We start from the raw sequence: 23,228 nt of genomic DNA, 5'->3' as shown, positions 1-23,228 counted from the left end.
AAATGTGCCGCGACGCGCAGCCCACCTACCTTCAAGTTCATCGCGCAACGGCCTCCCGACCCTGCGCGGCGCCTCGGCCAAGGCCCCTGCAATCAGCTCGATGACGGCCGAGGCGACGGCTTCTGGAAGCTGTTCGGCGATCGCCGCGGCCGCGGAGCGTGCGACCACGATGCGGTACGGTGCCGCGTTCACCGTGGCCGAAGCGCCCTGACAGCCTCCACGCCGCGCACGACGTTGCCTTCGGCAATCTCACGCTCGGCCAGCGCAATCTCCTCCATTGCATCCGGGTCGGACAGGATCGCCAGCGTCTCCTCCATCGACTCAAGATCCTCGGGACTGATGAGGACGGCTGCAGGGGTGCCATTGCGAGTGACGACGATGCGTTCGTGGTGCCTGCACACCCGATCGACGAAGTCGGAGAATCCGTCTCGTACCGTCCGCAGCGATTCAGTCGTCATGGCCACAATTGTGCCACGATGCGGTACCGGACTTCAACCGGATTCCGACGTTGCAGCAGCTGAGCCAGCTCAACGAGCCTGACGAACCGCATGTACGCGCATGCGGCGCGCGACAGCCGACCGTTGGCGCTCGCCTCAAACCTCAATCGCCGGCAGGGGCGCGGTCGTCGAGCCAGGCGCGCCAGCGTGGATCGTCCCGTTCCGCGGCTGCGGCGCCTTCGGGGCCATAGACGTACAGCCAGACCGAGACCATCGTGAACCCGCCGCCGTCCTCGGACGTCAGGAACGCGGTGCCCGGTGCGGGATCGTCGACCAGCAGAGCGATGCGGCGAGGGCCGACATCGACGACCTTGCCGCCCAGCTTCGCCACGTCGTCGGCCGCCACGTCGAGGCGGTCACCCACCTTGGGCTGCTCGTCAATGCCGAGGCCGCCGACAAGGATCTGCCAGCCCTCGTCGGGTGTGACGGGCCACATGACCATCGGGAGCGCCGAGGTTGCGGTCTGGCCGGCGAAGTGCTCCAGGTGCAGCCCGAGGTTGGCCATGAACAGCTTCCAGCCGTCCACCATGGCCTCGTACTGAGGATCGTCGTCGCCGAAGCCGGGGTTGTGCAGCCGCACGGTGCAGGTGTTGTCGTCGTGCGGTTCAATGATCCACTCGAACGACAGCCCCCCAACGCCCTCGCCCCCATCGAACAGCACCCGGTGCGGCGGCTCCCAGGCAGCGACCCGGCCGGCAATCTGCATCTCGGGCTCGGGCCCGAACGATGCGGTCGCCGCTCCCCCGGTGCGCTCCTCGATCGTGTGCGGCACGTACCACGACGAGATCCCCGGCCCCGTCGCCACCGCCCGCCATACCGTCTCGATGTCGCCAACCACCTCGACCGAAAGGTCGATCACCCGTCCCGTGTCTGCCATGCCCACAGCCTGCCTCGTATCAACCACGCCTGCGACCACCGCGTCGCTCGTCCGCAAGTGCAGCTATCTAGATACCTTGCCATCTCGCCATCGAGCAGTTACGCTCAACCGCAATCCTGCTACGGGGAGGATTGGATGCCCACACAGACCGACACGAAAAACTTGACGCTGCGCATTGATCGGGCACTGGCGGATCAGGCCCGAACCGTCGCCGACGTCGATGGCTCCACCGTGAGCGATGTGATCCGCGATGCGCTTGCCGAGCACGTCGAGCGTCGTCGCAAGGACCCGGAGTTCCAAGCGCTTCTGCGAAGGAATCTCGAGCGCCACCAGGAACTGTTGAACATGCTGGCAGACAGCTGACGTGATCTACCTTGAGCTCGACGACGTGCTCGCCATCGCGTGCGAGGTCCTTGGGCTCGAGGTCGACGCGCTCGTACATGTGACCGACTTGGGGCTGGCGGACTCCGCTCTCGCCCAGCCTCAAGCTGGCTTTGCCGAGGTTGAGTTCCACCCATTCATCGAAGCCAAGGCCGCGGCGCTCATGTTCGGCATGGCGCGAAATCACGCCTTCATCGACGGAAACAAGCGAATCGCGGTGCTCGCAACACTCCAGTTCCTGAACCTGAACGAGCACGATCTCAATCTCTCGCCGCCTGAAGCGGCTTTCAAGACTGTCACAGGCGTAGCAGCCGGCCACATCAGTCGTAACGATCTCACGGCATGGATCCGGGCCCGGCTGGAGGGACTGGATGGCTGAACAGCAACGCTCCCAATTCGACGCGCTATTGAACCCAAGCAATTCAACTTCGATTCTGACGTCTCTTCGCCACTCAGGCCCGTTCACTCCACCGTCCAGCGCGAGGCGTTCGATAGCTGATGCCATTGCGGCCACGTCGTTGGGCGTGATGCTGTGAAGAGTACGTCGCTGTTGGATCAGATCGAATCGAACGCGTTAGAAGGAGATGCTGTCAAGGCACTCAGACTGTGTGTAACGCTCGGTGGCCGCTCCAGAAGCTCAGAACTTCGAAGCTGGGCTTCGCAAGAACTTCACGGCTATGAGATTGATGTAGAGTTGCCCGACTATCGATTCATCTCGGCACCCTTGTGCATAGACGGGACAAACTTTCGCTGGCAGATAACCGGCCAGCAGATATCGCCGTTTCAGCTGCCTGAATTCTGCCGTGAGGACATTAGCGAGACGATTGAACTGAGACATTCGCTACCTGCACTCGTTGAGATGATTACATCCGCAGCAAACAATGAGGATTCATTGAAGCTGATGCCGCCGCAGGCAGCCACAATAGTCAACTATATGAATGCCACCAATCAATCCAGCAACAACATCCATGCACTCTATTGGAGCGTTGCAGCGGTCTCCATCAAGGAAGTCGTCGAACGTGTGTGCACAATTGCTGTTGAATTGGCGAGTGAAATGCGCGCCGGTATGTATGAAGACCAGCGCATTCCATCATCGGATGTGGCTTCCCAAGCGGTGGAAGTTGTGGTTCATGGCGACCATAATCGTATCGAGCTTCGCGATGTCCAACAGACCGGCACAAACACTCCACGTACGGGCATCGGACGGAAGCGAATAGCCGAAATCGTTACCGCATCTCTAGGCCTCGTCGGGGCCCTAATTTATGCATTGATTCGCTTCTTTTGATTGCGAGCTTTTCGCTTTGGCCAGTCCTTCGGCAAGCTACTGAAGGTTGAATACCTCGCAGCCGGCTCGTGGCGTATTATGGGACTGACAAGCGCGAAGGACCTGTGGGCTACAGTACAGGCCCTTATTCCGCGTCTCGAAAGTACTGTGCCCGAATAGCAGGCCTTGATGCTAGAAGATGTTCCAGGTGTGAATCTGGCCAAAATTCGACTGGCGGAAATGTGCCCACCTGGTCGCGCTTTTCGCGCCAATCGACGGCATCTTGGGTAAATCGACCTGATGTCGCCACAATCACCACGGCAAACCGCCTCGACCAAAGCTGAACTTTCTCCAACAGTGAAACAAGGTCCTCAATGTTGACGGATCGACTCTGCCAGTGCTTACACTGGACCACTACATGCACACGTCGCGTACCAGTCAAGTCATCAACAGTGATGCGCTCAGTCGATATGTCGCGGCCGCGGTCAGGCGCATTGGGGTGCGTTAGCCACTCGACATTATCGTATGAGCGTGTCAGACGCAGCAAGTCAAAGATGAGACGTTCGAATGATTCTGAATTCAAGCGCTCCCACGGTAAGCGATTGGTAACGGGGCCCATGGGCTCCGCTCTGACTAGTTCGCCTAAGTCCCCTACTGCGACGGAAAGAGGCTCACCTTCGAATACCATATCGACTAGTGCAGTACGAACATCGGGCCAGTCCCGCTCCACGATATCCCGTAAATCATGGGCGTCGGAGTAATATATGTGCCTACGGAAATCGCCGACTCGAGTATGCTGCAATGTGTCTTGACCACGCAGACGCTCGATTTCATCTAGGGCGTTACCGAGGAGAGGCCAGCCGTTGATACCCTCGTTGAATTCACGACCATATTCGGTCTCAGTTGTATTCCTCAGGCACTCGTCGACTATTCCGACAACGTGTTCAATGCGTTTGCGAGCGAGTTTTCTGCGCAGCTTGATAACACGATATCTGTAGTCATCGATCGCCTTTTTGGGCTCCTGGATGTAATCCTGTAAATGTCGGTATCCTTCGATTTCAAGACTTGCCTCGGCGTATTCGAATCTCATATGCGAAATGTCATCGAGAATCGGCAATTCTGTTTCGATTCGGTGTCCATCTATAGCGGGCATTGATTCAACGGTATCTGCGAATTCACGACGCATCTGTTCGATTTCGTCGGTGTCAAGCCCAAATGAAATGGACTCGGGGATATGTGGCTCAAAGCGTTTCCAGATCTTCTCGAGCAATTCGATATTTGCCAACACGCGATCGAATTGCTCAAGCGCCTCGGAGAGATCGACTTCTTCCATGACTTGTTGACTTTCTACTTGGTGAAGACGAGAGGCATACTTGAATTCAACACTTAGTCGTCTACGGCTAAGGCTCGTAGCGATCCCTGCTGACGCGGTCGGTGAGGAATGACTCGATCTCGTCAGCGGGTATGGCGCGGGTGGAGTTGTTGCGGCGTTGGTAGAGGGTGTCGGTGCCCTTGGGGTTCTTGACCCAGATGGGGCGGGAGCTGGCGGGGATATCGATGCGGCAGATGTCGTGGCCGTCGACCTGGTCCATACGGATGGTGAGGCGGTTGGCGCCGACGTGGCCGAGATTGTTCTCGAACAGCGTGTCGAGCCAGTTGACGAAGCCGTCGGCGTTCGGCGGCCTGACGAGCGCGTAGTCGTCACCGAGGCCGACTGGCTCGCCGCCGTCGGTCACACCGATCATCAGCGTCCCACCGTGGTCGTTAAGCATCCCGGCGACGGTCTTGACTACCACCTCTTCCATCGCGCGGTCCTTGCGCTGCTCCCGCACGTTCCAACGAGCGGTCTGCTTGTATTCCACCTCCCGGGTCTCACCGCCAAGCAGCTCCTCGGTTAGACATGCCCAGGTGGCGTCGGCGCCGAGCAACTTCTCCATGAGCCGTGCCCGGATCTCGGGGTCCACGGCTGCCAGCTCAAGCAACTCGTCGCCGATGTCCTCGGCGGTTGCCGGGAGTGTGGCGACCGCAGCGGTGGAACGAATCTTGGCCTCGGGCGCCTCGTAGACGCTGCCGCCTTCGTCGAAGTAGCTGGTGTAGATGTGGTCGAAGACGCTTCCAACCTTCGTCTTGAAAAGCTCAGGATCGTAAACCTCAGGCAGTTCGTCGTCCAAGACATCGCTGATCGCAACCTTGACCGCTGACCGGGTTTGCTGCTGCTTCTTCCAGTCGAGAACGAGCTTGTCCTCGACATGCTCCAGCAGCCTGCGGGCAGCGCCCTTGACCCTGCGCGCCTCGGCCTCAGTCAGCTCCGGTTCCGGCTTGGTAAGCAGGTCGTAGATCGCCAGCTCGGCCTCACTCAGATCCTCCCGGACGGCTCGCTGCTCCTCCTCGGTGAGCTCGTCGTTGATGGCTTTAAGCCGGCGCAGGAACTCCTCGAGGTTGTGCGTCCCGGCGTTGTACTCATCGATCAGGCGGCGGAACCGCTCCGCCAGGTCCAGGCGTGTCGGATTCTTCCGCACGGCGTCGTCGAGACGCTGTTCGAGGTCCTTCTCGATCGCTTTGGCAACCGTGCGCTTGTTCGCGGCGAAGTGGAACGCGAGCTGTTCGAAGTTGAGTTGGCTCAAGTCAAGCAGCGGATCGGCGTCACCGGCCGAGCGGATGATGTACTCCTTGGCACCGACGGATCGGTCGAGCAGGTCCGAGACCGAGTTCATCACTCCGCTGATGTCGGGAGCCTCCGACATCGACTCGATCTTCGATGCGATCGAGCGGATCACCGCCACCCGATGCGTGACCGCCATCGCCTCCGGATCGGGCAGTAGCGCCTTGAACTTCGAGCGCACCAGCCGCGCCAGGGCGACGTACTGACGCCGTGTCTGCTCATCGACCAGCAGCGCCTCGACCGCGGCCTTCTGCAACGCAATGAACTCGAACCCCTGCGACGACTCCAGGTCGTGGAGGTCGATGTCGTTGGTGTCACAGAAGTCGACCGTCTCACTGAGCGCAGCGTCAAGCTCCGCGATCAGATCGTCCTTGGGCCGGATTGGCGAATCGATGGCGACTCCTGACCCGTCGCGATCGTCCCCGGGGCGCCCCGCCGCATAGATCGCCAGCGCCCGCTCCAGGTTCCTGAACACGCCCACGTAGTCGACGATGAGTCCGTTGTCCTTGTCCGGGAACACCCGGTTGGCTCGAGCGATCGTCTGCATCAGCACGTGGTTGCGCATCGGCTTGTCGAGATACACCGTCGACGTCGAGGGCGAGTCGAAGCCGGTGAGCCACATGGCGCACACGAACACCAGCCGGAACGGATCCTCGGGATCCTTGAACTTGGAGTCCAGGTCCTCGGTGACCATTCGCTTGCGGTGCTTGGCGATGTCGAGCCCGGCGTCGGCCATGTCGGCAACTTCGTTCTGCGCCTGCGAAACCACCACCGCCATGTCGGTGCTGCGCATGAACTCGATGCGAGCCTCCAGATGCGGACTCTCCAGCTCGGGCGTGCTCTCCAGCTCAGCCCCAAGCTCGGCCAAGTAGCGAGTCCACTCGGCTTCAACCAGGTCGAACATGCGCACCGCGGTGGCCTTGTCGATGGCCACATACATGGCCTTGCCCCGGAATCCCCGGTTGATGAAGTGGCGCACCAGGTCGGCGGCGACCTCTTCGAGGCGCTGCGGTCGCGTGATGAGTTCGTACTGCTGCCCGAACCGACGGGCGACCGCTCGCTCCTGTGCGTCGTCAAGCTCTGCTTCTTCCAACAGATCTTCGAGTTCCTCGTCGAAGTCGTCGTTGGTGAGCTGCAGCTCGGGCGTGCGGTTCTCGTAGTAGAGCGGGACCGTCGCGCCGTCGGCGATCGAGTCCCGGAAGTTGTAGACCGAGACGTAGTCACCGAAGACGCGCCGCGTCTCTTCCTCGCCGACAATCAGCGGCGTTCCGGTGAACCCGAGGTAGGAGGCGTTGGGCAGCGCCAGGCGCATGTTCGCGGCAAGCGTGTCGTACTGGGTGCGGTGAGCCTCGTCGGTGATGACGATGATGTCGTCGCGCTCGGACAGCACCGGCATGCGCTGGCCGGCTTCGGGCGGGATGAACTTGTGGATCAGCGTGAACACATAGCGGTGGTCCTGGCCCAGCAATTCCCGCAGATGGGCCGAGTATTCGGCATGCACTCGCTGGCCCGCGGTGATCACACCCGAGTCGGCGAATGTCTCGTAGAGCTGCTCGTCGAGTTCCCTGCGGTCGGTGACCAGTACGAACGTCCAGTTGCCGGGTTCCCTGCGGAGCACTTTCTGTGTGAACCACAGCATCGACAGGGACTTGCCCGATCCCTGCGTGTGCCAGAACACTCCGAGCCGGCCCTCACGCTGCTGCAGCTCCCGCAGAGCTTCGAGGGAGTTGTTCACTCCGAGGTACTGGTGGTTCTTGGCGAGCGCCTTGACCAGGCCGCCGGGACGCTCGGTATAGGCGACGAAGTTGTCGACGAGATCAAGCATCCGGTAGGGATCGCACGTGCCCCGCAGCGCTGTCTCCAGCGAAACCACGCCCTGCTCGCCTTCGGAGTTGATCCGCTTCCATTCGGCGAAATGTCCCCACGGGGCGAAGGTGGAGCCGATGCGCGTCTTGTCCCCATTCGAGAGCACGACGAAGGCGTTGAACCAAAACAGGTGCGGCACCGTGTCGCGGTAGTCGCGCAAATTGTCGTCGTAGGCGTCACGGACATTCTTGTGCGACACCTTGAGCTCGATGAGCACGAGCGGGATGCCGTTGACGAACAGCACGACGTCGGCTCGGCGCTTATACATGTCGCCGGCGATCCAGAATTGCGAGACAGCCAGCCAGTCGTTGGCGTCAACCCGGTTCCAATCGATGAAACGAACGGTGGTGGCACGGGTAGATCCGTCGCTGCCGGTGACCTCGACCTTGGCACCGTGCTGCAGCAACTCGTAGGTCTCGCGGTTCGCCCGCACTCCGTCCATCGCCGAACGGTCTCGGGCAAGCTGCTCGGCCGCCTCGTCGAGGGCGGCGTCCGGCATTCCGGGATTCAGGGCACGTAGCGCATCGCGAAGCCGATGGCCGAGCACCGGCTCCGACTGTGAGTCACGCCCGAGAGAGCCTGCGGGGCCGAGGGACTCGTCGAAGCCGGAGACCACCGCCCAGCCGAGCTGCGACAGCAGTTGCAATGCCGGCTGCTCAACCAGTTCGTCCTCAGTCAGGCCGGAAGGGCTCACACCTGCACAACCTCCAATTCCAAGTCCAGTGCCGAGACGTCGAGCTCTCCCGACACCAGACGCGGCAACAGCAGATCCCGGGCTGCGCGCAGGACATCGTTCTGTCGAAGCAGATTCTTGATTAGCGTCATCATCGGTCCGACATGCGCCTCGAATGCCTTCATCTGCTCAGCAGCCGGTACGGGAATCGGCAGATCACGAAGCGTCGATTTCCGCAGCTCCTTGAACGTCGCCCCTCCCGCAAGGCTCAAGAAGAGATCCACGTTCTCACGAAGCCAGAAGTAGATGTAGCTCGACGGCATACGTTCACATGGCACGCAGGTGATGAAACCCTGATTGGTGCAAGCCTCGCAAGTTACAATGCTGACGACACCTACAGTTGCTCTGCTCGTCATCATCACTGAGCCAGCAGGAAACAGTCTTGCGGAGCTCTTCCTGAGTCCCAGTTCAGTGATCTTCAAGCCTGACTCGAATGCAAAGGCAGATCCAGCGCGAGTCAAATCCGTCGGTGTGAACCAGTGAACCTCGCCGTCAAGCCAGTAGTCCTCTACTTCCTTAGACGGTGTGCCGCCGCCGACAGTGTCAAATGCTTCAGCGATTTGTGCCACTTCCCAGCTCGCAGGGATTGGGCCGAGGTCGGAGTCAACGAGCTCGACATTCTCATGGCCGGGATACCTGAAGTGTATGAACCACTCTCTATACAACAACCGCGCCATCTCCTCAAGAATCTCGATTCGGCGCCGATTGTTCTCGATCAGGTCATCAAACGCTGACAGAGTCGTCCCAATCTCCTGTTGTTCGACAAGTGGTGGCAGCGATGGAACAGGCAGGGATCGGATGTCCTCGACGTTCAGGTGAGGAACAGTCGCTCCGTTTGCCACTGCGTTCATCCAGTATTGGATGTCGGAGCACAGCAGGCGGTACGTCAAGTAACGCGCGTCTACCAATTCTTCGTTCGGTCTGATGAGGACTGTTCGTTGTCCTAATACAGGCTCCGAGTCGGACATCACGATTGCGACATTTCCAACTGGAGCTTCGCGCGCCAAGATTAAGTCTCCCGGTTGCGGGACAGCGCGACGAGTCCATGCTTCGTATGCGGCCGCATCAACTCGATGAGCGTGAGTGACGTCCAGTCGGCCGCGTCCAATGTCGCTCGTCCGAATAAGGGGGTAACCGGCACCATCAGCGGACTTGGGCGCTGTTTTGTGTTCACAATCGACAATTGCTGTGCACAGTTGCGATAGAGGCATCATGCGAATGTCTCGAGACTCCTGTTGACGAGCGTTGATAGCTGATCGGCCTCCGCTGTGAGCTCCGACAACCGTTTTCGTAGTGGTGGCAAGGCTTGTTCTATATCGACACCATCGTCCATCGCGGGTACGCTGATGTAGCGCCCCGGGTTTAGGCTCCAGTTCTCATCTTCGATGCCTTCGAGCGTTGCACGACCACATAACCCAGCTACATCTGCGTAGACGCCTTGTGGCATCACATCCGTGAGCAACTCTTCGCTTTCCGTTTCGAATTCAGCTTCTTTGCCGCGCCAAAGTCGGACGATGTTAGCAAGGAACTCGATCTGCTCTGGCGTCCAGTCGCGGTGGGATCGGTCGATCTGGTTGTAGATTCCGCGGGCGTCTACGAATAGCACCTTTTCCTCGCGTTCGGTGCCCCTCTTCCCACGATCGAGGAACCACAGCGTCACCGGCAACGTCACGGTGTAGAACATGTTGGTTCCGACGACGACGATTACGTCAACGCAGCGGTCTTCGATCAGCTTGCGGCGGATTTGAAGCTCGCTGCCTCGGGCATCCGATGCCGAGTTGGCCATGACGAAGCCGGCCCGTCCCGTGCCGTTGAGGGCTGAGTAAAACGTCTGGATCCACAGGTAGTTGGCGTTGTCGGCAGTGGGCAGGCCGAAGGGAAATCGATCGTCGTCTTCGAGCTTGGCCTTGTCGACCCCGTTGACGTTGAACGGCGGGTTGGCCATGACGAAGTCGAACTGGCCGAACGAGTCGTGCAGGTCCTCGTAGTAGGTGTTGCCCTGCCGGATGTCACCACCGAGACCATGGACGGCGAGGTTCATCTTTGCAAGCCGGACCGTGTCGGCCACCCGCTCCTGACCGTAGATCGAGAGTTCATCGCTGGGCTTGCCGCGGTGGCGCTCGACGAAGTGCGCCGACTGCACGAACATGCCGCCCGAGCCGCAGGCGGGGTCGTAGATCTTCCCGTGGAACGGTTCGAGGATCTCTACGATGAGGCGCACGATCGAGGTCGGCGTGAAGAACTCACCGCCGCCCCGCCCTTCGGCCAGGGCGAACTTGCCCAAGAAGTACTCGTAGATCAGTCCGAATCCGTCGCCCTCGATGGCTTCGGGCAGGGACTGCAGGAGTCGCAGCAGCTCGCCGAGGATGTCATCGGGGATGCGGGAGTAGTCCTTCGGTAGCACGCCACGGAGGTCCTGGTTGTGTTCTTCGACCGCCTCCATGGCCTTGTTGATCGCCCTACCGCGATCAGTGCCCTCGGGCAACTCCAGCAGCCGCTCGAATCGGGACTCCTCCGGCAGGTACAACGCTCCGATGGCCTTGTAGTCGTCGGACCCGATCTTCCGACGCTTGCTGCCCTCGCCGACCTCGGCCGTCGCTTGCTCAAATCGCTGGTCGGCGTATCGCAAGAAGATGAGCCCCAGCACCGGCGATGCGTACTCGGACGACTTCAGCTCCGAGTTGGCCCGCAGCTGGTCGGCCGTCTCCCAGAGCTTGCTCTGCAGTTCACCAAGATCTGTCGCCACACCCATCCTTCCGACGAACCGCCACATTCTTGCCGCAGACACGTGTCCGCGTCGCGACGAGGCTCGGGAGCCGCAAGACGCTCAGTCGAAGGGCTGACTGGAGTCCCAGAATCCCAAGGAACGCATCTCGTCGTGCAGGCGGTTTGCGTCCTCGCGCGAGATACATCCCTCGTCGGCGGCACGAATCAGCAACTTGCGAATCCGTTCGTAGGGATATTCCTGGCCGTTGTGCAGTCGGCTGAGCACCTTCAAGGCATCGGCGTCGTCCGTCGCGATTGTCCACCCGCGTTCATACGAAATCGCTACGCATGCTGCCTCGCCTGCGGCCAGCCTGAACTTGAGCCCGTGCCCGGCCGCTTCGCTGCCTTGGAGTTGCGCGGCAAGCACCTGCTCTTGCGGAGTCATCGCGACCGTCACGAGGCGGCCGTCGTCGTAGAGGTCATCGACACGTTTGATCCTTGCGTGCGATTCGATCGCATGATCCGGCAACTCCGATTCCGCTGCCAAGGTCGCCGAGGTCTCGTAGTACCTCACCGACTGCCGCATTTCTGACAACAGCTCCGATCTCGCCGACGTCGCTGTCAGAAGCTCGCGGTCCTCTGGGTCGTATACAGCCAACGGAACTTGGAGCGGCCTGCCCAGCAGGTCGCACAGCAGCCCTTCTTGCGCAACCAGCAGGAAATACACCAGCACCACGGTGTCGACGATGTACGGACCCTCAGACAACGCCGGTGACCTCGAACTCGTTGAACTCTGCCTCGAGATGCGGTGACTCCTGCTCCTCACCGCCGAGAGGCCGTCCAAGGATTTGCACGATGTCGGGAAGAGCCAACCCAGCGAACGAGGCGGCTGTCGGCGGCGACATGACCTCCGTCACCACTGCTTGGCGCAGCATCCGGCGGAACGACATAGGAAAGCGCTGAACCCGCCACCGCTCGGCATCTTGTGCGATCTCTTCAGGATGGATGCTGTAGCCGAGAGCTCGGGCGAGCGATACCGGACGCACCGACTTGCGGAGTTCTGCGTATCGGTCGGCTGCAATCGCGTTCAACTGGCGCAACCGCACCAGCGCCATCGGCCACGAGACCTTGAAATATCGCTGCATGTGAACAATGTCGACCGGATCGGCGATGCGCGGCGGCAGTCCGACCTCTTCCGCGAAGCGTCGAATGCCTTCGCTCGGCATCAGGAACTCGCCGGCGAAGGCATCGGCGAAGTTCTCCCGCGGACCCCTGCCGTGCGACAGCACCTGATTGGTCTCGTCACTGTGGAACAGAGCGTGCGCCAGCTCATGCGCGACGGTGAAACGGCGCCGACCCGGTGTCATATCCAGATTGACCAAGATCGAGAAGCCCACGTCGGGGTGCTTCAAGAAGGCTCCCGAGGGGGCGCGACTGAGGTCCGACCCGAGGGGTGCGCGGTAGACGGTGATGCCAAACGTCTCGCAAATCGGATCGAGGTCAGGGATCGGACCAATTCCGAGTCCGAGGTGCGCGCGGACTTCCTCAGCCTTGCGCCGAATGTCATCCTTCTGGCTGAACCTGGGCCGGAATACGAATGGACTCTGCGTGAGGCCTCGGATCGGTTCGCCCAGAGTTGTCGCCAGTTCGGCGAAGCGGTCCAGGAACTGGACGAAGTCACGCACGCCCGGAACGACGCCAGGGTCAATTTCGTCTTCAGCACGGAGCAGCATCCCTGCTAGGTCGTCAGCGGCGGACTGGGTGTCTCGGCCTTCTAACAGGACCAACGGCTCGGTGCCGTAGAGGCGAGCCAGCGCGCTGAGCTGTCGATCGTTCGGGGTTCGCGTTCCGGACTCCCAGTACGACACCATCGCTCGGTTGATGCCTAAGGCGGCACCCACATCGTCCTGCGAGTAGCGGGCGCTCGTGCGGGCGCGCGCGAGCGCCTCACCCAGTTGGCTCATCGCATCCCCCTCGTCCGCATTGCGATCGTTCTGTTACGCATTCTGCTACATCGCGGATCATGGCGCAACCATTCCGTTCTTCTGTTACACTGAATCCTGTAGGGAGCCTAAAAACATAACAGGAGATTGGCCATGTCTACTTCCATGAACCCCGATACCGATGAGAACATCATCGAGGTCTACGTCCACACCGAGGGCACACCGGACCTGCAGCTGGTTCCGGTGAGCCGCGACGGCCGTGTGGGAGACCTGCTGACGACCGACGATTCAGCGATATCCGGCGAGTCGATCTGGTTGGCCGAGCAGGACGAGCCGCTCGATGTCGAGGTCTCACTCGCGGATGCCGGAATAACCGAGCGATGTCACGTACATCGAGGCTGCTGTACCAGCGTCAAGACGCGAGTTCACTACAACGGCCTGGCGTACGACCGGTCCTTTTCCCCAGCGACACCTATCGCTCAGGTGTATCGCTGGGCCGCCGGGGATGGCGGATTCAAGCTTCCGAGCGAGGAAATCCCCCGCCATGCCCTAATCGTCCGCGGCACCAGCGAGTTCATCGATTCCGAGGTGCACGTCGGCTCGCTCGCAACGAGTCCGCGCTGCGACGTCGACTTCGATCTCGTTCCGAAGAAGCGGTTCGAGGGTTGACGGAGTTGCTGGCTGTGGCGCCCGATGAGCGGGGGTTGCGCGCTGCTTTGGAAACCGTTCGGTTCCAGAGCGGCGTCGACGGCGGACGTTGGCGGTTGGTCGATCTCGATTGGCCAATCGGCATCTTCGCTGTTTCCGCTGCTGCGCGTCCTAACTCGCCAAGCGAATACGGGCTGCGTATCGATCTGTCGGGCTATCCGCAACGGCCACCAACGGCCACACCCTGGGACCTTGGACTGAACGCCTCACTCGCCGCAGACAGGCGACCGAAGGGCCCTCGCGCGGGCCATGTGTTTCGAACCAACTGGGAGCACGGCCAAGCGCTGTACGCCCCATGGGACGGCAGGGGTTTGAACGCCCATTCCGAATGGGCTCAGGACCACCCTGCCGACGCATGGCACGCCGAGCGTGACATTGCGTTCTTCCTTGGGCGTGTCCACGAGTTGGTGAACGCCGATGACTACTCGGGCATCTAGTTCGGCTCGCCAGCCGCTGGTCTCGCTGGCGCCGCGGCAGTGGCGCTCGTTGATGGACGAGCTTGGCCGGCGAGGACAAGGCACGCGCGAGGCGGGGGCGTTTCTCCTGGCGTCCCTCCCTAACTCACGCCGCGTCGCTCATGTCGAGTACTTCGACGATTTGGACCCGATGTGCTTGCGCGGGAACATCGAAATCGAGGGGCACGCCTTCAGCAAGCTCTGGGACATCTGTGAGGCGAAGAAGCTCACCGTCATCGCGGATGTCCACACCCATCCCTACGCCGTGGTCCAGCAGAGTTCCATCGACAAGCAGAATCCGATGATCGCCCGTGACGGGCACGTCGCCTTGATCGTGCCTCACTTTGCGACCCGGCGAGTCAGGCCCCGCCACGTTGGCGTGCATCAGTACTGCGGTGACGGTGGCTGGGCTTCATGGTTCCGGCGGGATGCTGCTCGACGCCTGTCAGTCCGGAGATGGACATGAATTCCGTCGGCCGCGACGAACTCAATCGAACAGCCAAGATCCTGCTCGACGGGAATCAGGCAAGCGATATTGCCGAGGCCTACCGCCGTCTGGAAGACCTTGTGCTCCAAATTGAGCTGGGCCCAGGCATCGCAGCCGATCTCGCAGCTCAAGCAGCGCTGTTGACAGCCCTCAACGCGGGCCGCCGAGCGATGCTCGGTGGAGTCGAGGTGACTATCGCAGACAATCCACAACTCACGTTGCCCTGGGCACGCGGCCGGACACTGGTCGATGCCATTGAGGAATTCGGTGGCACCGTGGTGGACGGGCTGGATCTAGACCGACCGACGTTGCGAATTGCCATGCCACCCCGGTCCCACCAAGGCCGGCGTGAACTGCAATTGGACCTCACATGGAACGGTTGGTGCGGCGGCGTGACTGAAACTGCCGACGCCGGGCGATGCGAACCGGCGATCCCCCTCGCAGGCGTCGTGGCGGGCGCCTTGGGCGTCTCGGAGGTGTTCCAGCACATGGTCGGCTCCCCCGTGGCCGGTCGTCGAACCGTCGGCCTTTCGCTCTGGAGGCCAGACTTGGATTGGCGGCCGCCTGGGGCACTCGGCCCAACATTGCAGTACTTGCCAAGCGGCGTCTGGCTGCTCGGTTTGGGCCACCTCGGTCAAGCGAATGCCTGGAGCATCGGATGCTTGCCCTACGAGCATCCCGAAGAACTAGAGGTGTTCCTCGTTGACTTCGATGTGGTCGTCAAGGCCAACTGGTCAACCGGTCTGCTGACCAAGCGGGCCGACATCGGCCGGCTCAAGACCAGGATGGTTCAGCAATGCCTTGAAGTCCTCGGCCATCGGACCCGCTTGGTCGAGCGGCGCTTCGACGACAGGACGGTTCCCCACCTGCAGGAGCCGAAGCTTGCACTTGCGGGATTCGACAAGCCTGAACCGCGACGAGCACTGGGCAAAAAGTTCTGTCGGGTGGTCGACGCTGGCCTTGGTGCTGGCTCAACCGACTACCTCGACATGCTCATCCACTCGTTTCCGTCGCAGCTCACGCCAGAGTCGGCATTTCCAGACACGGAGCCCGTGGAACGCCAGCTCGTCCCGGCGTATGAGGCCGAAATCGGTCACTGCATCGACAAGGGCGAACAACCCGGTGATGCGCACTGCGGGGTCGTCGAACTCGCCGGTGCTACGGCCGCGGCCTCATTCGTCGGTGCCATCGCAGGTGCGCTGAACGTCGCAGAGCTGCTGCGAATCCTTCATGACGGTCAGCACTACGCGTCGATCAACCTGGACCTTCGCAGTCCGGGCAGCATTCTCACTGCACGCGCCGAAGGAGTGGACCAGCCAATCAACCCCGGCTACACCGCCATCAGCCAACGGACACCTCCAACCGAGTGAGCAGGCCACTTCGCTGCCTGCGCCCGGCCAACACTGGTCTCAAGAAATCCAAGCAACGGGACGACACAGGTCCAATACAGTCGATGGCATGGCCAGGAGAACGGTGCGGTTGGACGACGAGGAACGTCAGATTCTCGAACGCCTCGCGCCCAAGTTCGGCGGCAAGACCGCCACCGTCCACGAAGCGCTGCAACGACTCGCCTCAGACCACGACCGCAAGGTGGCCTTCGATGCCTTCATGAAGGCATGGGAGGAAGAGGAAGGCCCACTCAGCGACCAGGAGATCTCCGCCATGGCCAAGCGCTGCGGCCTGTAATCCTCGACGCTGGCGTTCTGATCTCAGCACAACGGCGGATCGCGGGGCCTGCAGCGTGCCTGTCGTCGCCTGGGACGATCGTCGCTCATGCTCGCTCGACGGCTAGCCAAGCTGATTCAGGCGACGGGCCAGCATGGGTCCAATACAGTCGGCGCCATGGCGAAGACGGCCGTCCGGCTCGACGATGAACACCGCCAACTCCTCGAACGGCTCGCTCCGACATTCGGCGGCACGACCGCCACGGTTCGCGAAGCGCTGCGTCGCCTCGCGGCCGATCAAGATCGCCAGGAGGCGCTCGACGACTTTCTCGCGGAGTGGGCCCGAGAAAGCGGGCCGCCCGACGAGGCTGCTGTCGCGGCGATGGCCGAGCGCTACGGCCTGTGATCCTCGACGCCGGCGTCTTGATCTCCGTGGACAGGGGCGAGGATGCGGCGCAGGTTCTCCTCGCTACGCGAGGGCCCGATTCCTCGTTTCACACTACGCATCCCGTCCTCGCGCAGGTCTGGCGTGACGGCTCCCGGCAGGCACGCCTCGCGGCGATAGTCAAGACCTTGACAGTGCATCCATTCGATGACGGTCCAGCCGTTGGACGCCTGTTGGCGCGCTCGGCGACATCTGACGTCGTCGACGCCCATCTCGTCGCTGTCGCGGTGCGTCTCAAGCATGATGTGCTGACCGGCGATCCCGACGACGTCACTGCGGTCTGCACGCATCTTGGACGCGAGGCTCCCAGGGTGCACCGCTGGCCCTGAGCCCTCTGCTAGCCGGGGTCGACCGTGTCAGGAACAATGCGGTCACCAGCACCGCCGGCGCTGCTACATGCACGACGTATTCGCTTGGTGGCTCGGGAGCCTCCTATGAAGGCGCTGGAGGGGGAGGCGGTGCTTTGGCGTTCGGCGCCCTCAGTGTCCGGAAACAACGCCGGTGACTTCGAATTCGTCGAACTCCATCGCAAGGCGAGGCGACTCTTGCTCGACATCACCGAGCGGCTGGCCGAGAATCTGCACGAATTCGGGAAGCGCTAGCCCGGCGAACGCAGCTGCGGACGGGGGCGACATCACTTCGGTGACTACCGCCCGTCGCAGCATCCGCAGGAACGACCTTGGGAATCGCCCAATCCCCGACGGCTCGACGCCTTGGACGTCGTCGCCATCGATTTCGTAGCCGAGCGATTGCGCCAACGACCTCGGGCGCACAGAGTCCCTGAGCTCGGCGTAGGTGTCGTGCGTAATCGCATTCATCTGGCGAAGCCGCACCAGCGCTGTGGGCCATGACACCTTGAAGTACCGCTGGATGTGGATGATGTCGACGGGGTCGACGATGCGAGGCGGCAAGCCGAGCTCCTCCGCGAACCGTCGAACACCCGCGCTGGGCATCAGGAACTCGCCGGCGAACCCATCAGCGAAGCTCTCTCGTGAACCGGCACCACGGCAAAGGACCCGGTTGGTCTCGTCGCTGTGGAACAGCGCATGCGCTAGCTCGTGGGCGACCGTGAATCGCTGCCGACCTGGCGTCATGTCGAGATTCACCAAGATCGCGAAGCCCATCTCGGGGTGCTTGAGGAACGCGCCTGTGGGTGCTCGACGCAGATCGGCACCGAGTGGCGCACGGTAGGTAGCGATGCCCAGCGACCCGCATATCGGATCAAGATCCAAGATCGGGGCAGAGCCTAGGCCGAGGTGGGCGCGAACCTCCTGCGCCTTGCGGCGCACGTCGTCCTTCTGGCTGTACTTCTGCCGATGCACGAACGGGCTCTGGGCGAGGCTCCGGATGGGTTCGTTCAGGATTTCAGCCAACTCAGCGAATCGGTCCAGAAATTGGATGAACTCGCCGACACCCAGGGCAGCGACAGGATCGACCGCATCGTCGGCGCTCAGCAGCATGCCGACCAAGCCGTCAGTCGCCGGTTCGACGTCGCGACCCTCCAGGAGATCGACGGGTTCGATGCCGTAGAGCCGCGCCAGTGCGCTCAGCTGTCGGTCGTTGGGGACGCGCGTGCCGGTTTCCCAATACGACACCATCGCACGGCTGACATCCAAAGCGGCTCCCACATCGTCTTGGGAGTACTTCGTGCGGCCCAGCTCTTCGGAGAATTCGCTTCCTTGGACGGACGGGCGTCCAATACAGTCGATGGCGTGGCGAAGGCGACCGTGCGGCTCGACAAGGAGGATCGGTAGCTCCTCGAGCGGCTGGCGCCCAAGTTCGGCGGCAGAGAGGTGACGTTGCCGATCCCAGTGCGTCCGCTGGCTCTGTGACTGGGAACCGCTCTCGGCGAAACATCAATCATCGCGGGGTAGTGCCGTCACTAGTTTCCCCGCCATGAACATTCCGGCGGCGCAATTCCCGGCACTCAAGGCCCGCGAGGTACTGCGCCTGCTGCAGCGAGTCGGCTACCAGATAGAGCGGCAGAAAGGGTCCCATCGCAAGCTTGTCGCACCCGATCGCCTACCCATAGGCCTCGCATTCCTTGGCCGAGCCGACGTACCTCCACGTGCCTTGCGGCACATGCTGAGCGAGCGTGCCCGCTTGACGGATCAAGAGATCGCAGACCTACCATGGAAGTAGTCGCAGAGCCCAAGGAGCGGCCGATGCACGTGGTGCGGGTGTACCAGAGCGTCGATGGCGGAACCCGCTGGTGGGCCGAGGATGATCTCGGCTTCACCGGCGGCGCGGACCGGCTCTCTGACTTGGTCGACTCCATTCGCGAATGGGCCGAGGCCGAGGGCGTCATCGAGCAGCTCTCGGTGCGGCTCGCAGAGTCTGCGCCAGCGATAGCTGTCCCTGACCCGGTCCACCTCTCCGAAACGTCGCGTCCAAACACATCCGGCGTGGACGCAATTCGAGTCGGCTTTCAACCTGCGGCGGCCCTCGCGTAGCGAATGAAGATTTGCGTCGCTGCACTGTGTGATTTCGCGCAGGTTCGGGAGAGTCTGCTGACCGTCGCTTCGGCGGGCATCACGCGGGTGTGGAGACCTCAGTACCCGGCCCCTATGGGGCTCATGCTGGCCCTCGTCATCGAGGTTGCACCGGCGGAAGCCGCTTTGCCTCGCGAAATTCGAATTCGGGTCGAAGACAGCGACGGCAAACGTCTTGCAGAATCGTCGGGAGGCTTCCAAGTCGATGTTCCGCCAGAAGGGAATGACCCTGGGGAGGTGCTGATGCTCCCGTTCGCCATCGATTTTCGGGGCGTAGAGCTGCCAGCGGCGGGCCGGTATCAGGTCATTGTCGATCTCATGACTGAAGACATCGAAGAATCAGCGCTCGCATTTCGCGCCGGCTTTCCGAGCGAGGCGGCTCGTCAGTAGCACAGAACTCTCGACTTCGGGAGTGCAGCTGCAACTGGGTGCGCACCCAACACCTGCTCGCACGGCTCGCACCCAAGTTCGGCGGCAAGGCAGCAACGGTCCACGAGGCGCTGCAGCGCCTCGCAGCCGGAGCGCCGGCGGGGGCGTAGATGTGCACCTCTGTCTCTAGGCCTTGGAGCTTGTCCTCAATCAGCGGTCGCACGTCGGCCCAGTTCAGCCCACCGTTTCCGCAGCCGAGCGGTGGCAGGGCAATCGAGGCGACCTTGAGCTCGACGATGACGGTCCGCAGGGCAGCACGCGGGCATGACCGGCCCTGCGTCGAAGCAGCGTTCGCCATGCGACGTGGCGACGCACCGACGGGTCGCGACGCTGCCAGGCATTCCTGAACCCATGCGGGCGGATCTCGGTTTGACCGCCGGTATCGGGCCCTCCAAACGCCGAGCCCACCACACCGAGCGCACCACGCTGAGAATTCGCTTGACACAACAAGTCATGTGGCTACGGTCGTGACATGAGCGAACTCGGGCCGCTGCTGGAGCGAGCATGCGAGCTGAACAAGCTGTTCGCCGAGCGCGGAGACGATGCGGTCATCCGCTACCTGAGACTGCTTCCCGCTCACCCGGCCACCGATGAGCGTCTGCTCGACATCGTCATCGAAATGCCCCCATATCGCCCCGCTCTTGTGTGGTCCCAGGACATCCTCGAGCCGCTGTACACAGCCGTCGAATACTCACTCGGCGAATTAATGCCGGTCAGCTGCCAATTCAGAACGGCCGAAGACCTCAAAGATCCGATCCAGCGCGAAGGAGAACCGGCGCCAGCCCTCGGCGGGATGGCGAGCAGCGCGGTTCGACAATGATCGGCTCGCCGACCATCGTGGCGCTAATTCGCATGGTGGGCCGCCACAGTGGCGCTATGGTGCGGCCATGGCGAGTATCCAGGTGAAGAGCGTGCCGAGCGACGTCCACCAGACGCTTCGGCAGCGTGCCGTGGGAGCGGGTCAGTCGCTCCAGGAGTACCTGCTGCAGATGCTTTGCGAGCAGGCGCGCACACCGACGCTTGCCGAGGTGCTCGAACGCGCCGGCGGACGGGCCGGCGGCAACATCGGGCGGGTTGAGGCGGTCTCGGCGGTGCGGGCCGATCGCGACTCGCGATGATCGTGGCCGATGCCAGCACAGTGGTGCTTGCACTCGGCGATGACGGGACTGGCGGCGACGCCGCCCGGCGACGGCTCAGCGGCGAACGCATCGTCGCGCCCGAACTGCTCGACGTGGAAGTCGTGTCGGCGTGGCGCAGGCACGAGACCACAGGTCGAATGGACGCAAGACGCGCGGAGTTGGCCCGTAGAGACCTGCGCGATCTCCCCATTGAGCGCATCTCGCATCGCAGTCTCATGGAGCGCTGCTGGGAATTACGGGCGAACGTGACCGCCTATGACGCCGTCTATGTCGCACTGGCCGAAGCGCTTGATGCGCCGCTCGTCACTGCCGACGCCAAACTCGCCGGCGCCCCCGGCATCGGCTGCAGCATCGAGTTGATCTAGCGCCATCGGACACACGAGACCACCGTGGTCGAGCACGCCGTGGTCGAGACCGCCAGCCGGCGAGCCGAGGCCGGGGCGGCCGTGCGCTGCGGTCGCTTGTCGCATGGAAATGCTTCGAGCCTGACACCACTAGCGTCACGCGGCGCCAGAACCTGAAACTGCAAGCGTTGACCAGCCCGATTCGGCCGGCCGTCGGGGTCCGGCAAGTCCACCCTGATGCACTGCATGGCCGGTCTGGCCGCTGGCATCGCGGCCACGATCTGGTCCTCGGTCGCTGGTGAGGAACGCCTCCTGGCCGCGAGCCTGCCGCTGGTGATGATCGCCGTGGTGCTGCTCGGCCCGACGAGCTGTCGTGTGTCGGGACGTTGTTGGCGCAGCTGGCCAAAGCCAGCGCTTCCGATGACGGCCTGGCTGCAAGAATCCCGGTCGTGACAGATGGGCCTCGGTGGTCGCACGGAGGTGCGCGCCTCGACGAAGAAGCCACCAGGCCGATGCGGCGCATTGGCGCCCATCTCGTGGAAGTTGCGATTGTGACTCTGGCTTACGTGTCTTGGTACATCGTGATCGTCTACTTCGTCTGGTGGCTCATCGCGCTGGCACGAGGGCAGACACCGGGCAAGCAGATCTTCGGACTGGTCGCTGTGAAATCGGATGGGACACGGTTCGGCTGGGGTCGAATGTTCATCCGCGAGGTCTTCAAGCAGATCTACTGGGTCGTCACCCTTGGGTTCGGCTTCTTCATCGACATCATGCTCCTGGAGTTCAGCGACGAGTCCCGAACCGTGACCGATCAAGTCACCGGCAGCACCATCGTCCACGTCTCGACGCTGGACGGGTAGTCGGCCCGGATCTGCCCGCCCGCGCCGGACGGCCTACCTGATCGATGGTTTCCTCGGCCTTCTAGCGCTTGCCGTGTGGTGGCTCATCATTCCGAGTCTGCTGTGGTGGCTCGTAGTTTTGGCACGGGCACCAAGCCGACAGATCAGCAACAAGGCACCAAGCCCGTCACACCCAGGCCCGAACCACTGGCCCAAACAGCATGACCGTCACACCCCCTTCCTACCTTGCGTCGCATGACAACAACAGCACCCAAACTTCTGCCTGAGTACGGCTCGGCCGAGCGTCCAGCCCAATTGGTCCAAACTGCCGAGAGGGCCATGCACGCGTCCTTTGACCAAGGCGAGGCCATTGAATGGCCTGCACTGGTCATTCGAGCTTGTGACGAGATGCTCGCCCGCGGCACTCGGTCTCGCGACCCAGCTCAGCTGCGCGGCCGGCAATCGCGCCCAGTGAAGCGCACGCCGAATTCATCAGCCGGAAACCAAGGCATCAATATGGCAGCCGAATTGCTGGGCAACTTGGTCGACAGATGTTCCTCGTGCGGCGCGCTCAGCGAGTTCTGCCGGGCGGCGTATCCCGGATGCTGGGACGAGGCGTTGCACGACTACGCCTCCGACCCCTACGCGCCAGGGAAGCCCGATCCTGCGCTGTTCGACCACAGCGTGTCCCTGGACACTGCTTGCGATGCCGGCCCACCATGGCCTCAGGGCATCCACGAAGCCACCGCCGCTGTGGAGGACACCGCGCATCTCGTGGGTTCCTACAGCTCGCACGGGTTGGGCTTGGCACACGTCGCGCCAGGTCCGATCGTGTGGCCGCCTCCCTCAGCTCCCCAGTCAGTGACGGTCGCCCGCCAAACGCTGAGTGACGCTGTGGCTGGGACGACAGCGGGTCAGGATGAGCACATCACCATGCTGCACGCCTATTTGGCCGCCCGGGACAATCCCGAATCGCCGGACCCCAGCATTGCCTTGGGAGATCAGGTCTCGGCCTCGTTAAGTGAGTGGGGCGAAGAGGTCTTTCCGGCCGGAATTCGCCTGGCCATGGCCATCTACGCCCATGCGTTGGAGTGGGTCAATGCCGATCCGGAACGATGGAACCCCGATTCCTTCACTTACGCCTACGCCGAGGCGTTGCTGTCGGTACATCATCTCCGTCAAGCCACCGATGTGTACGACATGACCAACGCTGCATGCCGCAGCTTTGTCTGGCGGTGGTGCCATGACCGCAAGCTCGACTTGGACGGACTGCGCGAATTGGCAGCCTCTTGGTAGG

The 23,228-nt window shown here is 62.2% G+C and carries 29 protein-coding genes; 18 read left to right on the top strand and 11 right to left on the bottom strand.

Annotation, left to right across the window (positions count from 1 at the left end; translation table 11 throughout):
- The 3 genes from ACOOHB_RS01460 to ACOOHB_RS01450 form a co-directional block, all read right to left on the bottom strand.
- Positions 1–192, bottom strand: a 192-nt coding sequence (locus ACOOHB_RS01460; RefSeq protein WP_420443055.1) for a type II toxin-antitoxin system RelE family toxin, incomplete at its 3' end; no start/stop codon positions are given.
- A complete protein-coding gene (locus ACOOHB_RS01455) occupies positions 189–458 on the bottom strand; it encodes a type II toxin-antitoxin system Phd/YefM family antitoxin (protein ID WP_420443054.1) in 270 nt (89 codons plus the stop codon). The genes ACOOHB_RS01460 and ACOOHB_RS01455, both read right to left, overlap by 4 nt.
- Before the next feature lie 142 nt (positions 459–600).
- A complete protein-coding gene (locus ACOOHB_RS01450; RefSeq protein WP_420443053.1) occupies positions 601–1,374 on the bottom strand; it encodes an SRPBCC family protein in 774 nt (257 codons plus the stop codon).
- Positions 1,375–1,509: 135 nt separating this feature from the next.
- Here ACOOHB_RS01450 and ACOOHB_RS01445 point away from each other — a divergent pair, with 135 nt between their 5' ends.
- The 3 genes from ACOOHB_RS01445 (at position 1,510) to ACOOHB_RS01435 (ending at position 3,040) form a co-directional block, all read left to right on the top strand.
- Positions 1,510–1,737 (top strand): hypothetical protein, encoded by a 228-nt coding sequence (locus ACOOHB_RS01445; protein WP_420443052.1) that lies wholly within the window; start codon positions 1,510–1,512, stop codon positions 1,735–1,737.
- 1 nt (position 1,738) lies between these two features.
- Positions 1,739–2,134 carry a type II toxin-antitoxin system death-on-curing family toxin gene (locus ACOOHB_RS01440; protein ID WP_420443051.1) on the top strand — a complete coding sequence of 132 codons (396 nt, stop codon included), beginning with the start codon at positions 1,739–1,741 and terminating at the stop codon, positions 2,132–2,134.
- Positions 2,135–2,305: 171 nt separating this feature from the next.
- Positions 2,306–3,040 (top strand): hypothetical protein, encoded by a 735-nt coding sequence (locus tag ACOOHB_RS01435; protein ID WP_420443050.1) that lies wholly within the window; start codon positions 2,306–2,308, stop codon positions 3,038–3,040.
- Between the two features lie 124 nt (positions 3,041–3,164).
- Here the strand turns inward: ACOOHB_RS01435 and ACOOHB_RS01430 are convergent, their stop codons facing one another.
- From ACOOHB_RS01430 to ACOOHB_RS01405, 6 genes are all read right to left on the bottom strand, one after another.
- The gene (locus ACOOHB_RS01430) at positions 3,165–4,352 is read right to left on the bottom strand and encodes a restriction endonuclease (protein ID WP_420443049.1); all 1,188 of its coding nucleotides are present in this window, start codon (positions 4,350–4,352) and stop codon (positions 3,165–3,167) included.
- A gap of 67 nt (positions 4,353–4,419) precedes the next feature.
- Entirely contained in the window at positions 4,420–8,241 is a 3,822-nt protein-coding gene (locus ACOOHB_RS01425) for an HsdR family type I site-specific deoxyribonuclease (protein ID WP_420443048.1), read from the bottom strand.
- Positions 8,238–9,491, bottom strand: a complete 1,254-nt coding sequence (locus ACOOHB_RS01420; protein WP_420443047.1) for a restriction endonuclease subunit S — start codon at positions 9,489–9,491, stop codon at positions 8,238–8,240. Before ACOOHB_RS01420 ends, ACOOHB_RS01425 begins: the two co-directional genes overlap by 4 nt.
- Positions 9,491–11,026 carry a type I restriction-modification system subunit M gene (locus ACOOHB_RS01415; RefSeq protein WP_420443046.1) on the bottom strand — a complete coding sequence of 512 codons (1,536 nt, stop codon included), beginning with the start codon at positions 11,024–11,026 and terminating at the stop codon, positions 9,491–9,493. The genes ACOOHB_RS01420 and ACOOHB_RS01415 overlap by 1 nt, the downstream gene beginning before the upstream one ends.
- A gap of 81 nt (positions 11,027–11,107) precedes the next feature.
- Positions 11,108–11,752, bottom strand: a complete 645-nt coding sequence (locus ACOOHB_RS01410) for a hypothetical protein (protein ID WP_420443045.1) — start codon at positions 11,750–11,752, stop codon at positions 11,108–11,110.
- A complete protein-coding gene (locus ACOOHB_RS01405; RefSeq protein ID WP_420443044.1) occupies positions 11,745–12,950 on the bottom strand; it encodes a helix-turn-helix domain-containing protein in 1,206 nt (401 codons plus the stop codon). Before ACOOHB_RS01405 ends, ACOOHB_RS01410 begins: the two co-directional genes overlap by 8 nt.
- A gap of 132 nt (positions 12,951–13,082) precedes the next feature.
- On the opposite strand from ACOOHB_RS01405, the gene ACOOHB_RS01400 reads away from it, so the two are divergent.
- The 6 genes from ACOOHB_RS01400 (at position 13,083) to ACOOHB_RS01375 (ending at position 16,649) form a co-directional block, all read left to right on the top strand.
- Positions 13,083–13,598 carry a hypothetical protein gene (locus ACOOHB_RS01400; protein WP_420443043.1) on the top strand — a complete coding sequence of 172 codons (516 nt, stop codon included), beginning with the start codon at positions 13,083–13,085 and terminating at the stop codon, positions 13,596–13,598.
- Positions 13,595–14,074 carry a DUF7665 family protein gene (locus ACOOHB_RS01395; RefSeq protein ID WP_420443042.1) on the top strand — a complete coding sequence of 160 codons (480 nt, stop codon included), beginning with the start codon at positions 13,595–13,597 and terminating at the stop codon, positions 14,072–14,074. Before ACOOHB_RS01400 ends, ACOOHB_RS01395 begins: the two co-directional genes overlap by 4 nt.
- On the top strand, positions 14,055–14,558 hold the full coding sequence (locus ACOOHB_RS01390) for a hypothetical protein (protein ID WP_420443041.1): 504 nt from the start codon (positions 14,055–14,057) through the stop codon (positions 14,556–14,558). The genes ACOOHB_RS01395 and ACOOHB_RS01390 overlap by 20 nt, the downstream gene beginning before the upstream one ends.
- Positions 14,555–15,949, top strand: coding sequence for a hypothetical protein (locus ACOOHB_RS01385; RefSeq protein ID WP_420443040.1), 1,395 nt, complete (start codon positions 14,555–14,557; stop codon positions 15,947–15,949). The genes ACOOHB_RS01390 and ACOOHB_RS01385 overlap by 4 nt, the downstream gene beginning before the upstream one ends.
- 88 nt (positions 15,950–16,037) lie before the next feature.
- A complete protein-coding gene (locus tag ACOOHB_RS01380; protein ID WP_420443039.1) occupies positions 16,038–16,265 on the top strand; it encodes a hypothetical protein in 228 nt (75 codons plus the stop codon).
- A gap of 156 nt (positions 16,266–16,421) precedes the next feature.
- The gene (locus ACOOHB_RS01375; protein WP_420443038.1) at positions 16,422–16,649 is read left to right on the top strand and encodes a hypothetical protein; all 228 of its coding nucleotides are present in this window, start codon (positions 16,422–16,424) and stop codon (positions 16,647–16,649) included.
- On the opposite strand, the gene ACOOHB_RS01370 is transcribed toward ACOOHB_RS01375, so the two are convergent.
- Both ACOOHB_RS01370 and ACOOHB_RS01365 read right to left on the bottom strand, forming a co-directional pair.
- Positions 16,637–16,978 (bottom strand): hypothetical protein, encoded by a 342-nt coding sequence (locus tag ACOOHB_RS01370; RefSeq protein ID WP_420443037.1) that lies wholly within the window; start codon positions 16,976–16,978, stop codon positions 16,637–16,639. The genes ACOOHB_RS01375 and ACOOHB_RS01370 overlap by 13 nt on opposite strands.
- A gap of 189 nt (positions 16,979–17,167) precedes the next feature.
- Complete coding sequence (locus ACOOHB_RS01365; RefSeq protein WP_420443056.1) at positions 17,168–18,346, bottom strand: helix-turn-helix domain-containing protein; 1,179 nt, start codon at positions 18,344–18,346, stop codon at positions 17,168–17,170.
- A gap of 238 nt (positions 18,347–18,584) precedes the next feature.
- Between ACOOHB_RS01365 and ACOOHB_RS01360 the strand changes: the two genes are divergently transcribed.
- The 9 genes from ACOOHB_RS01360 (at position 18,585) to ACOOHB_RS01320 (ending at position 23,227) form a co-directional block, all read left to right on the top strand.
- Complete coding sequence (locus ACOOHB_RS01360) at positions 18,585–18,830, top strand: type II toxin-antitoxin system HicA family toxin (protein WP_420443036.1); 246 nt, start codon at positions 18,585–18,587, stop codon at positions 18,828–18,830.
- Positions 18,821–19,141, top strand: a complete 321-nt coding sequence (locus tag ACOOHB_RS01355) for a hypothetical protein (protein WP_420443035.1) — start codon at positions 18,821–18,823, stop codon at positions 19,139–19,141. The genes ACOOHB_RS01360 and ACOOHB_RS01355 overlap by 10 nt, the downstream gene beginning before the upstream one ends.
- A gap of 3 nt (positions 19,142–19,144) precedes the next feature.
- Positions 19,145–19,570 carry a DUF6941 family protein gene (locus ACOOHB_RS01350; RefSeq protein WP_420443034.1) on the top strand — a complete coding sequence of 142 codons (426 nt, stop codon included), beginning with the start codon at positions 19,145–19,147 and terminating at the stop codon, positions 19,568–19,570.
- A 511-nt stretch (positions 19,571–20,081) separates the two neighbouring features.
- On the top strand, positions 20,082–20,429 hold the full coding sequence (locus ACOOHB_RS01345) for a hypothetical protein (protein WP_420443033.1): 348 nt from the start codon (positions 20,082–20,084) through the stop codon (positions 20,427–20,429).
- Positions 20,430–20,496: 67 nt separating this feature from the next.
- A complete protein-coding gene (locus tag ACOOHB_RS01340; protein WP_420443032.1) occupies positions 20,497–20,727 on the top strand; it encodes a FitA-like ribbon-helix-helix domain-containing protein in 231 nt (76 codons plus the stop codon).
- Complete coding sequence (locus tag ACOOHB_RS01335) at positions 20,724–21,113, top strand: type II toxin-antitoxin system VapC family toxin (protein WP_420443031.1); 390 nt, start codon at positions 20,724–20,726, stop codon at positions 21,111–21,113. The genes ACOOHB_RS01340 and ACOOHB_RS01335 overlap by 4 nt, the downstream gene beginning before the upstream one ends.
- Before the next feature lie 225 nt (positions 21,114–21,338).
- On the top strand, positions 21,339–21,545 hold the full coding sequence (locus ACOOHB_RS01330; protein ID WP_420443030.1) for a hypothetical protein: 207 nt from the start codon (positions 21,339–21,341) through the stop codon (positions 21,543–21,545).
- Positions 21,542–21,952, top strand: a complete 411-nt coding sequence (locus ACOOHB_RS01325) for an RDD family protein (protein WP_420443029.1) — start codon at positions 21,542–21,544, stop codon at positions 21,950–21,952. Before ACOOHB_RS01330 ends, ACOOHB_RS01325 begins: the two co-directional genes overlap by 4 nt.
- Positions 21,953–22,186: 234 nt before the next feature.
- Positions 22,187–23,227 carry a hypothetical protein gene (locus ACOOHB_RS01320; RefSeq protein WP_420443028.1) on the top strand — a complete coding sequence of 347 codons (1,041 nt, stop codon included), beginning with the start codon at positions 22,187–22,189 and terminating at the stop codon, positions 23,225–23,227.
- Position 23,228: the final 1 nt, after the last annotated feature.

It is taken from the genome of Candidatus Poriferisodalis sp. (assembly GCF_965215815.1).
Taxonomy (GTDB): Bacteria; Actinomycetota; Acidimicrobiia; order Acidimicrobiales; family Poriferisodalaceae; genus Poriferisodalis.
This window is presented reverse-complemented; position numbering and strand designations above follow the sequence as displayed.

Bases quoted from the DNA above. Each gene is read 5' to 3' on its own strand.
- ACOOHB_RS01455 (WP_420443054.1), bottom strand. From the start codon at position 458: ATGACGACTGAATCGCTGCGGACGGTACGAGACGGATTCTCCGACTTC.
- ACOOHB_RS01450 (WP_420443053.1), bottom strand. From the start codon at position 1,374: ATGGCAGACACGGGACGGGTGATCGACCTTTCGGTCGAGGTGGTTGGC.
- ACOOHB_RS01445 (WP_420443052.1), top strand. From the start codon at position 1,510: ATGCCCACACAGACCGACACGAAAAACTTGACGCTGCGCATTGATCGG.
- ACOOHB_RS01430 (WP_420443049.1), bottom strand. From the start codon at position 4,352: ATGGAAGAAGTCGATCTCTCCGAGGCGCTTGAGCAATTCGATCGCGTG.
- ACOOHB_RS01420 (WP_420443047.1), bottom strand. From the start codon at position 9,491: ATGCCTCTATCGCAACTGTGCACAGCAATTGTCGATTGTGAACACAAA.
- ACOOHB_RS01405 (WP_420443044.1), bottom strand. From the start codon at position 12,950: ATGAGCCAACTGGGTGAGGCGCTCGCGCGCGCCCGCACGAGCGCCCGC.
- ACOOHB_RS01400 (WP_420443043.1), top strand. From the start codon at position 13,083: ATGTCTACTTCCATGAACCCCGATACCGATGAGAACATCATCGAGGTC.
- ACOOHB_RS01390 (WP_420443041.1), top strand. From the start codon at position 14,055: ATGACTACTCGGGCATCTAGTTCGGCTCGCCAGCCGCTGGTCTCGCTG.
- ACOOHB_RS01385 (WP_420443040.1), top strand. From the start codon at position 14,555: ATGAATTCCGTCGGCCGCGACGAACTCAATCGAACAGCCAAGATCCTG.
- ACOOHB_RS01380 (WP_420443039.1), top strand. From the start codon at position 16,038: ATGGCCAGGAGAACGGTGCGGTTGGACGACGAGGAACGTCAGATTCTC.
- ACOOHB_RS01375 (WP_420443038.1), top strand. From the start codon at position 16,422: ATGGCGAAGACGGCCGTCCGGCTCGACGATGAACACCGCCAACTCCTC.
- ACOOHB_RS01370 (WP_420443037.1), bottom strand. From the start codon at position 16,978: ATGCGTGCAGACCGCAGTGACGTCGTCGGGATCGCCGGTCAGCACATC.
- ACOOHB_RS01360 (WP_420443036.1), top strand. From the start codon at position 18,585: ATGAACATTCCGGCGGCGCAATTCCCGGCACTCAAGGCCCGCGAGGTA.
- ACOOHB_RS01355 (WP_420443035.1), top strand. From the start codon at position 18,821: ATGGAAGTAGTCGCAGAGCCCAAGGAGCGGCCGATGCACGTGGTGCGG.
- ACOOHB_RS01350 (WP_420443034.1), top strand. From the start codon at position 19,145: ATGAAGATTTGCGTCGCTGCACTGTGTGATTTCGCGCAGGTTCGGGAG.
- ACOOHB_RS01345 (WP_420443033.1), top strand. From the start codon at position 20,082: ATGAGCGAACTCGGGCCGCTGCTGGAGCGAGCATGCGAGCTGAACAAG.
- ACOOHB_RS01340 (WP_420443032.1), top strand. From the start codon at position 20,497: ATGGCGAGTATCCAGGTGAAGAGCGTGCCGAGCGACGTCCACCAGACG.
- ACOOHB_RS01335 (WP_420443031.1), top strand. From the start codon at position 20,724: ATGATCGTGGCCGATGCCAGCACAGTGGTGCTTGCACTCGGCGATGAC.
- ACOOHB_RS01330 (WP_420443030.1), top strand. From the start codon at position 21,339: ATGGCCGGTCTGGCCGCTGGCATCGCGGCCACGATCTGGTCCTCGGTC.
- ACOOHB_RS01320 (WP_420443028.1), top strand. From the start codon at position 22,187: ATGACAACAACAGCACCCAAACTTCTGCCTGAGTACGGCTCGGCCGAG.